The organism is Methylobacterium indicum, from assembly GCF_001043895.1.
In the GTDB taxonomy this organism is placed as follows: Bacteria; Pseudomonadota; Alphaproteobacteria; order Rhizobiales; family Beijerinckiaceae; genus Methylobacterium; species Methylobacterium indicum.
On sequence record NZ_JTHF01000080.1, the window covers coordinates 39,599 to 48,211 of the forward strand.

An 8,613-nucleotide genomic window follows, 5' to 3' on the forward strand; every position below is an offset into this window, starting at 1 on the left:
GATCCGCAGGGAATGCCGGCGTGAGACGTGGAGATCTGGCGCGCCGCCGTGAAGATCGGCGCCGGGGTGCGGCTCAAGGAACACGCCATGATGGCGAGCGCCGTCAACGACTGAGGCTCACCGGGTCAGCCCGTGGTGTCCCATTCAGAAGCCGCACTTCGGGCACCACAGCACGTGAAATCTCAGCCATGGGCCGCCGCGCGGCGAACGTGATCCGGCACGACGAAATCGGGGTTGTGCAGGGCGTGGTCGGAGCTTTCGATGAAGAACGGCCGGTCGCCCCAGTCGAGGTCGCTTTCCGCCGGCAGACCTTCGGCGAGCAGGATGTCGTGGCTGTCCAGCTCGACGTGCCAGTAGGTGACCGACGAGACTGGCTCGCGGGCGATGCTGGTGCCACGACCCGGCTGGGTGAAAGGCCGAAGGTGAGCGCGGCGATACAGTAAGGCCGCCGACACCCTTTGCCGCTCAACCGCTGCTATGGAAGAGGCAGGTCGTTGCGGCGGTAAAGCTCGCGGAGGACGGCGCTGTGGTCGAGGTCACCGTCGCCGTGCGCGACCATGTCTGAAAACATCTGATCGACGAGGGACAGGACGGGCAGCGTCAGGCCCAGCGTCGCCGCATGGGCGAGCGCCGTTCCGGTGTCCTTGACCTGGTACTTCGCCGGGCCGCCAGGCGCGAAATCGCGTTCGATCATCCGCAGGGCGTGCTGCTTGAGGATTGTCGAGTCGGCGAAGCCCCCGAGCAGAGCCTCGCGGACCTTGGCGGGGTCGGCACCGCCGCTCTCGACGAAGGTGATCGCCTCGGCCACCGTGACGATCGTCGAGGCGACGATCGCCTGATTGGCGAGCTTGGCCAGCTGTCCGCATCCCGCAGGGCCGACATGGGTCGGGCGCCCCATCGCGGCGAGGACGGGCTCGGCCCGTCCGAACGCTTCCGGGCTACCGCCGGCCATGATCGCCAGGGTGCCGGCGATCGCGCCGCGCTCACCGCCGGAAACCGGAGCATCGACGTAGTGGATACCGGCCTGCGCCGCCGCGGCGGCCTGGCGCTGCGCGGTCTCGACCGGAATCGAGCTCATCACCACGAGCAGGCTGCCGGGCGCCATCGCGGCGAGCGCGCCGTCGGGCCCGAGCAGGATCTCATCGCAGACTGGACCGGAGCTGAGCATGCAGATCCCCACGTCGGCGCCGCGCACCGCCTCGGCCGGATCGGCCGCGAGACCGACCCCGGCCTCCGCGAGGGCGACGGTCTTGTCGGGCGAGCGGTTCCAGGCGCGCACGGCGTGGCCGGCCCGGCACAGGTTGCGCGCCATCGGGCCGCCCATGATGCCGGTGCCGAGGAAGCCGATCGTCAGCGGTGCCATCAGCGGGCGTCCGCCCCGCTCGCGGTGCGGGCGAGGAAGCGGACCGGACGTTCCTCCTCGATCAGCGCCGGGAAGCCGGCCCGGAACCGGGCGAGATGCGGGGTCTCGAGATGGGCGTGGAAGGCGGCGCGGTCGTCGTAGACCTCGTAGAACACCACCGTGAGCGGGTCGCTCTCGCTGACCGCCACGTCGAAGGCGCGACAGCCGGGCTCGCCAGCCACGGAGGAGCGGGCGTCGTCATGGGCGAGGTCGAGGAAGGCGTCGAGGGAGCCGGGCTTCACCCGGAACTCGGCGATGACCACGAAGGGCCGGGACGGGGAAGGCATGGCGGAACTCGCGGGAGGGAGAAGCACGCGCGGCGCCGGATCAGTCCGGCGCCGCCGATCGTCGGGCGTCAGGCCGCCTTGGGGGCCGCCATCTGCCGGGTCGTGTCCTCCATCTGGCGGCGCAGGGCGACCACGTCGAGATCGTTGACCAGCTCGACGTCGTCGACGCTCACGATCGTGTCGCGGGCGACCGGCCGCTTGAGCTTGACGTTGTGGGCAAGACCGATCGGCAGGGCGTTGAGCGCCAGGCTCTTCGAGGCGGGGATCGCGTTCGCCCACACCGCGTAGCCGCCCTCGCCGTCGAGCATCTCGCCAGGCTTCAGGTCGCGCTTGGCGGTCGCCACCGCGTCGCCGCGGAACTCCTTCGAGCAGCCGGTCGGCTCATCACGCAGCACCGCCGACAGCACGCTGACGCTGGTCTCGAGGCCGATCATGTGGAACGGCCGCCACATCGAGCCGTACCAGCCCGACGGGTCGGTGAGCAGGCCGTACTGCTTGAAACAGGCCTTGGTGTACTCACTCGTCGCCTTGAAGGTGACGAACACGCCGTAGCGGATGTTGTTGAACACCTCGCGCCCGTCCGGCTCCTGGCTCGCCGCGATATCGACGAGGCCCGAGCGCGGCAGCCGCCCGCCGTCGGCGACCGGGCGGAAGACCCGGGCGAGGTCCTGCAGGCCGGTCGGCGGGAAGGCGAGGCCGTCATCGGGGCAGTCCAGCCCGGTGCCGTTGGCCACCGCCGCCATCTCGATCGCCGCCTTGGTGCCGTCGGTGAACGAGTTGTACATCTTCGGGTTGAAATCACCCTTCTTCACCTCTTCCTCGGACCAGCCGAAGAAGCCCCACACCGTGTCGGGGGTCGAGTAGCGGTAGCGCGGCTCGAAGTTCATGCCCTTGCCGGCGGAGGTCAGCTCGAAGCCGCATGAGCGGGCCCAGTCGACCAGCTCGCAGATGATCGCCGGCTGGTCGCCATAGGCCATCGAGTAGACGACGCCCTGGCGGCGCGCCCGCTCGGCCAGCAGCGGGCCGCACAGCACGTCGGCCTCGACGTTGACCATCACGACGTGCTTGCGGGCGTCGATCGCCTGGATGGCGTGGCGGATGCCGGCGATCGGGTGGCCGGTCGCCTCGATGATGCACTCGATCTCGTCGCAGGCAGCGAGCGCCCCGGCATCCTCGGTGACGAAGGTGCGGCCGCTCCTGACGGCATCCCCCATCGAGGTCGCGGCGTAGCGCTCCTCGGGCCAGCCGACGCGGGCGAGCGAGGCACGGGCGCGGCCGGCGTCGAGGTCGGCGACGGCGACGACGTGCATGCCCTCGATGCGCTGGGCCTGGGCCAGCACCATCGAGCCGAACTTGCCGGCGCCGATCAGCCCGACGCGGACAGGCTTGCCGGCGGAGGCACGGGCGAGGAGCAGGGTGGAGAGATTCATCGGTGTCCTCCAACGGGTCGCTTCTTTTGCCGACCGGCCTCTCGCCGCGGGCTTCCTCGGGGGAAGGGCGGGCCGGTCTTGGCGCGGCCTCGGCGGGTCCGCGAAGCGGCTCGGCGAGGTCTGACGTGCAAACGCTAGAAGCGCGCTCCGTGAAGGACAATCCAGATTTCCGAGCCGACCGTGAAGCGTGCCTAAAGCGTTGCGGCGTCCCGCTCCGCGACCGACGCATCCCGCTTCATCGTCCACGCGTCCCGCTCTTGGGTCCACCCGTCGCGCTCGCGGCGGATCCAGTCGAGGAAGGCTCGCACCTTGCGCTGGCGCAGGTAGTCGGGCGGGCACGTCACCCACTGGGTGACGAGGGTGATCCGCGGCGGCTCCGCGAGCGGGCAGGCGACGCGCCCGGCCTTCAGGTCGCCCCACAACATCAGGTCGCTCTCGAGCGCGATGCCGAGGCCGCCGGCCGCCGCGTCGATCGCCATGTGGGTCCGGTCGAACAGGAGGCGGCGCCAGCGCGCGGCCGGTACCACCCCGGCGCGCTCGAACCAGTAGGCCCACTGCACCTGCGACTTCACCGAATGGATCAGCAGGTGCCTGGGCAGATCCTCCGCCGCGAGGCTGCCGGGGGCAGCGAGGGACGGGGCGCAGACCGGGCGGAAGCTCTCCTCCGCCAGCCCCTCGGCGAAGAGACCGGGCCAGCCGCCGGTGCCGTGGCGGATCTCGACGTCGACGCTCTCCTTCAGGAACGTCGTCGGCTCGTTGGTGCCGTCGAGGCGCAGTTCGATGTCGGGATGCGCCGAGAGGAAGCCGGCGAGGCGCGGCAGCAGCCACTTCGTCGATAGGCTCGGGGTCGCCCGCACAGTGAGCGTCGTCACCGAGCGGAAGCCCTGGATGCGCTGCGTCGCCTCCGCGATCCGGTCGATCTCGGGCCCAATCATCTCGAAGTAGCGCTCGCCGGCCTCGGTCAGCACCACGTTGCGGCCGGCCTTGCCGATCAGCGCGGTGCCGAGGCTGAGCTCCAGCGCCTGGACCTGCTGGCTCACCGCCGAGGGCGTGACGCCGAGATCCTCCGCCGCCCGGGTGATGCTGCCGGAGCGGGCGACGGCGTGGAAGACCGTGATGGCACGAAGCGGGACCGACATCGCGACAGTTTAGCGGCGCTTCACGGATGTGCAATTAATCTGGATTGTCCTTCACGGACGCCTCTCCGTAGTGTCGCCCCCAGCGAGACGAGACGCCCCGACAACAGGGGCGCCGACCGGGGAGGATGACGAGCGCCAACCTCGCGCCTCCTTCCGTCTCGGCCTGAACGATGCCGCACCGCGAGCCCCGCGGATGCCGGCGCGCCGGAGGAAGCCCATGACGTCCAAACCCGAATCCGGACCCTCGCGCCGCCTGTTCCTGGCCGGCGCCGCGGCGATGCCGCTCGTCGCGATCCGCACCCGGCCGGCGCAGGCCGCGGAATTCAACTACAAGCTCGCCACCGGCCAGTCCCTGACCCAGCCGATCAACGCCCGGCTCGACCAGGCCTGCCAGCGCATCCGCGAGGCCTCGGGCGGGCGGATCGAGCTGAAGTTCTTCCCGGCAAGCCAGCTCGGCTCCGACACGGACCTGATCACCCAGGTGCGCAGCGGAGGCATCGAGTTCCTCAACATCGCCGGCTCGGTGATCTCGACGGTGGCCTCGGGCGCGGCGATCACCAATGTGGGCTTCGCCTTCTCCGACTACGACCACGTCTGGCGCGGAGTCGACGGGCCGGTGGGCGCCTATGTCCGCACCCAGATCGAGAAGGCGGGCCTGATCGTCGCCGCCAAGGCCGCCGACAACGGCTTCCGCCAGATCACCTCGAACGCCAAGCCGATCAAGACGCCCGAGGACCTCAAGGGCTACCGCATCCGCGTGCCGGTGGCGCCGATCTTCACCTCGCTGTTCTCGAGCCTCGGGGCGAGCCCGACCTCGATCAACTTCAACGAGCTCTACACCGCGCTGCAGACCCGGCTGGTCGACGGCGAGGAGAACGGCCTCGTCACGATCGAGGCCGGCAAGCTCTACGAGGTGCAGAAGTACCTCACCGAGACCAACCACATCTGGGACCCCTTCTGGATCGTCGCCAACCGGCGCGCCTTCGGGAAGCTGCCCGACGCGCTCCAGGAGATCGTCCGGCGCGAGCTCGACCGTGCCGCGATGGAGGAGCGCGAGGACGTCGTACGCCTGACCGGCACCCTCAAGGGCCAGCTCACCGCCCGCGGCCTCACCTTCGAGACCGCCGACAAGGCCGCCTTCCGCAAGAGCCTGACCCAGGCCGGCTTCTACCGCGACTGGAAGGAGAAGTTCGGGGCCGAGGCGTGGAAGGCGCTCGAAGCCGTGACGGGGGAGCTGGCATGAGCGCGGTGGCCGACCTCCACGGGCGGCCCGCCGCCGCCCTTCCGGCCGACTGGCTCTCCTCGGCCGAGCGGGCCTTGCGCCTCGCCGTCGAGGTGCCGGCCGCAATCCTGGTCGCCGCCGAGGCGGCGATCCTGTTCGCCGGCATCGTCTCGCGGGCGATCGGGCATTCGATCATCTGGAGCGACGAGCTCGCCTCGATCCTGTTCCTGTGGCTCGCGATGCTCGGCAGCGTCGTGGCGGTGCAGCGGGGCGAGCACATGCGGCTGACCTTCGTGGTCGGCGCGCTCTCGCCCCGGGCCAGGGCCTGGTGCGACGCGCTTGCCATCGGGGCGGTCTTCGCTTTCCTGGCGCTCCTGATGCACGCGGCCTACGACTACACCGAGGACCAGTCCTTCGTGGAGACGCCGGCGCTCGGCTGGTCGGGCACGGTACGGGCGCTCGCCGTGCCGGTCGGCTTCGTGCTGGCACTCCTGTCCTGCGCCTTGCGGCTTGCCCGGCACCGCCCGGCCGACCTGATCGGGGTCGGCGCCGTGCTCTTCGGGATCGTCGCGCTCCTCAGCCTCGGCGCGCCCTGGCTCGCCGGGATGGGCAATTGGGCGCTCCTCGTGTTCTTCGTCGGGCTCCTTGGGGTCGGGATCCTGGCCGGCGTACCGATCGCGTTCTCGTTCGCTCTCGCCACCTCGGCCTACCTGCTCACCACCACCTCGACGCCGCTCACCATCGTGGTCGGGCGGATGGACGAGGGGATGAGCAGCCTGATCCTGCTCGCGATCCCGCTCTTCGTGCTGCTCGGCCAGCTCGTCGACGCGACCGGGATGGCGCGGGTGATGGTGGCGTTCCTCGCCTCGCTGCTCGGCCACGTGAAGGCCGGCATGTCCTACGTGCTGCTCGGCGCGATGCTGCTGGTGTCGGGCATCTCCGGCTCGAAGACCGCCGACATGGCGGCGGTGGCGCCCGTCCTGTTTCCCGAGATGCGCAAGCGCGGGATGAAGGACGGTGAGCTCCTGTCAATCCTCGCCGCCTCGGGGGCGATGAGCGAGACGATCCCGCCCTCGATCGTGCTGATCGCCATCGCCTCGGCGACGGGGGTGTCGATCGCCGCCCTGTTCACCGCCGGCATCCTGCCGGCCCTGCTGCTCGCCCTGGTGCTGGCCGTCGTCGCCCGCTACCGCGCCGGGCGCGAGGAGGACGCGGTCGCGATCCCGCGCGCGCCGATGTCGGTGGTGGGCAAGACCCTGCTCGTCGCGCTGCCGGCCCTGCTGCTGCCGTTCCTGATCCGCACCGCGGTGGTGGAGGGCGTGGCCACCGCCACCGAGGTCTCGACGATCGGCATCGCCTACTCGCTGGTGCTCGGGCTCGTGATCTATCGCGGCGGGCTCAAGCGCCGCGAGATCATCCCGATGCTGGCGCGGACTGCCTCGCTGTCGGGGGCGATCCTGTTCATCGTGGGGGCGGCGAGCGCGATGGCCTGGGCGCTGACCCAGTCCGGTTTCTCGCACGACCTCGCCCGGGCGATGGCGGCGGTGCCGGGTGGCAAGACCGGGTTCCTGCTGATCTCGGTGGTGGCCTTCATCGTGCTCGGCAGCCTGCTCGAAGGCATCCCGGCGATCGTGCTGTTCGGCCCGTTGCTGTTCCCGATCGCGCACCAGTTCGGGATCCACGAGGTCCATTACAGCATGATTGTGATCCTGGCGATGGGACTGGGCCTCTTCGCCCCGCCCTTCGGCCTCTGCTACTACGCCGCCTGCATCATCGGCGGGGTGGCGCCCGAGGCCGGGATGCGGCGGATCTGGATCTATCTCGGCGCGCTGTTCCTCGGGCTCTTGGTGCTCACCTTCGTGCCGTGGTTCTCGATCGGGTTCCTCTGAAAGACCTAGCAGGTTGCTGAAAAAGGCCGACGAGGTCGCAAAATCATCTCCGGCTCCCTTCCGGAGCCGGTGAAATACGCTGTATCGCCCCTAAAACAGCGGCTTGGCTTTTGCAGGAACGCAACAGAGGTTGATGGAATAAGAAAAATTTTCTCCATCCCGGGACTCTTTCAGCAGCCTGCTCGAGGATTTTCCGAGGAAGTCGAGGAAGTGGATACCGGCTCGGCGCAGAAACTGCGGCGAAATCTAAGAGCTAGATAACTTCACAATTGCAGCGTGATCGCGGAGTTCTCTTATTTAGCGATCACCTAAAGTACAGGATTTTGCTTCATGAATTCGTTGTATTTCTCTTTGCCGCGCGTCCTGTAGTGTATTTTATGGCACTGAGCGCGAACCGGATCGCGACGCTCTTGGCCGAAGCGTTCGGCGCGAGAGCACCGCGTGATGGTCAGCGTCGGGGTATTGGGTGAAGGAAACCAAATGACCGGAACGCACTCGGAACCGGTCATTATGGTCACAGGTCATGAGGGGCCGCTTCGGGTCAGCAGCGTGGATTCCACCCGCGCGTTCAGAATGCCCGAGTGGGGTCGTTTCAGACACCGACACGTTGGGGCTACGGACGCTTTGAACCTCGTTGTTGAACGAGCATCGACGGTGTGACGTCCGCCTCGAGGCAAATCGGCTTGGCACCGCGCGGATGGCTATGGGCGCTGCGCCGCCCGCAGGAATCGGCCAGCACGGTCGCTTTGATAGGGGCAGGCGCAGGAGCCGCGGTAGCGTGCGATCGACTCGGCGATGAGGCGTTTGGCGATGTCGGCGTTGGTTCGTCCGGCTGGCGCGTTACGCGGCCGCTCGGGCGCCGGCCAACTCGGCGGGGCGCCTCGCTCGAACGGGTTCTGGACTGATGGCTGTGTGGCCGGCTGCGCCATCGCCTGGCTTTGGGGTGGTGGGCGCCGGGCTGGCGCACCGTGCGAGGGCCCTCAGAGCCCCCGAGGCGGTGCATCAGAAGGTCAGCGTGATGACGCCGTAGCCGCGCACGTCCGCGTCGATCCGCGGGGAGCCGTGCGGGTTGAGCCGCTCTAGGCGTTCGATCCGCTGGGCCTTCGCTTCGGCGCGGGCCTGCTTCCCGGTGAGACCCCCTAGGCGGTGATGGTGCTCAAAGTGACCTGCTTGAGGCCAACCGATGGTATCAGCCGAGAGGATGGGCGAGCCTTAGAGGCCCAGAGCCGGCCCAATGCCCACCC

General features: G+C 69.1%; 6 protein-coding genes and 1 pseudogene. 2 read left to right on the forward strand and 5 right to left on the reverse strand.

The features are described 5' to 3' along the window. Positions 1-221 precede the first annotated feature (221 nt). From QR78_RS09970 to QR78_RS09990, 5 genes and pseudogenes are all read right to left on the reverse strand, one after another. Positions 222-479 (reverse strand): annotated as a pseudogene (locus tag QR78_RS09970) (Hint domain-containing protein); the annotation flags it as partial. Then, positions 476-1,363 carry an NAD(P)-dependent oxidoreductase gene (locus QR78_RS09975; RefSeq protein ID WP_179945812.1) on the reverse strand — a complete coding sequence of 296 codons (888 nt, stop codon included), beginning with the start codon at positions 1,361-1,363 and terminating at the stop codon, positions 476-478. The pseudogene QR78_RS09970 and the gene QR78_RS09975, both read right to left, overlap by 4 nt. Next, a complete protein-coding gene (locus QR78_RS09980) occupies positions 1,363-1,689 on the reverse strand; it encodes a putative quinol monooxygenase (RefSeq protein ID WP_048427356.1) in 327 nt (108 codons plus the stop codon). Before QR78_RS09980 ends, QR78_RS09975 begins: the two co-directional genes overlap by 1 nt. Positions 1,690-1,757: 68 nt before the next feature. After that, complete coding sequence (locus QR78_RS09985; protein WP_048427357.1) at positions 1,758-3,119, reverse strand: NAD(P)H-dependent oxidoreductase; 1,362 nt, start codon at positions 3,117-3,119, stop codon at positions 1,758-1,760. A 191-nt stretch (positions 3,120-3,310) separates the two neighbouring features. Next, the gene (locus tag QR78_RS09990) at positions 3,311-4,258 is read right to left on the reverse strand and encodes a LysR substrate-binding domain-containing protein (RefSeq protein ID WP_048427358.1); all 948 of its coding nucleotides are present in this window, start codon (positions 4,256-4,258) and stop codon (positions 3,311-3,313) included. Between the two features lie 217 nt (positions 4,259-4,475). On the opposite strand from QR78_RS09990, the gene QR78_RS09995 reads away from it, so the two are divergent. Next, positions 4,476-5,501, forward strand: coding sequence for a TRAP transporter substrate-binding protein (locus QR78_RS09995; RefSeq protein WP_048427359.1), 1,026 nt, complete (start codon positions 4,476-4,478; stop codon positions 5,499-5,501). Further along, positions 5,498-7,369, forward strand: a complete 1,872-nt coding sequence (locus QR78_RS10000; RefSeq protein WP_048427360.1) for a TRAP transporter large permease — start codon at positions 5,498-5,500, stop codon at positions 7,367-7,369. Before QR78_RS09995 ends, QR78_RS10000 begins: the two co-directional genes overlap by 4 nt. Positions 7,370-8,613 lie beyond the last annotated feature (1,244 nt).

Bases quoted from the DNA above. Each gene is read 5' to 3' on its own strand.
- QR78_RS09975 (WP_179945812.1), bottom strand. From the start codon at position 1,363: ATGGCACCGCTGACGATCGGCTTCCTCGGCACCGGCATCATGGGCGGC.
- QR78_RS09980 (WP_048427356.1), bottom strand. From the start codon at position 1,689: ATGCCTTCCCCGTCCCGGCCCTTCGTGGTCATCGCCGAGTTCCGGGTG.
- QR78_RS09985 (WP_048427357.1), bottom strand. From the start codon at position 3,119: ATGAATCTCTCCACCCTGCTCCTCGCCCGTGCCTCCGCCGGCAAGCCT.
- QR78_RS09990 (WP_048427358.1), bottom strand. From the start codon at position 4,258: ATGTCGGTCCCGCTTCGTGCCATCACGGTCTTCCACGCCGTCGCCCGC.
- QR78_RS09995 (WP_048427359.1), top strand. From the start codon at position 4,476: ATGACGTCCAAACCCGAATCCGGACCCTCGCGCCGCCTGTTCCTGGCC.
- QR78_RS10000 (WP_048427360.1), top strand. From the start codon at position 5,498: ATGAGCGCGGTGGCCGACCTCCACGGGCGGCCCGCCGCCGCCCTTCCG.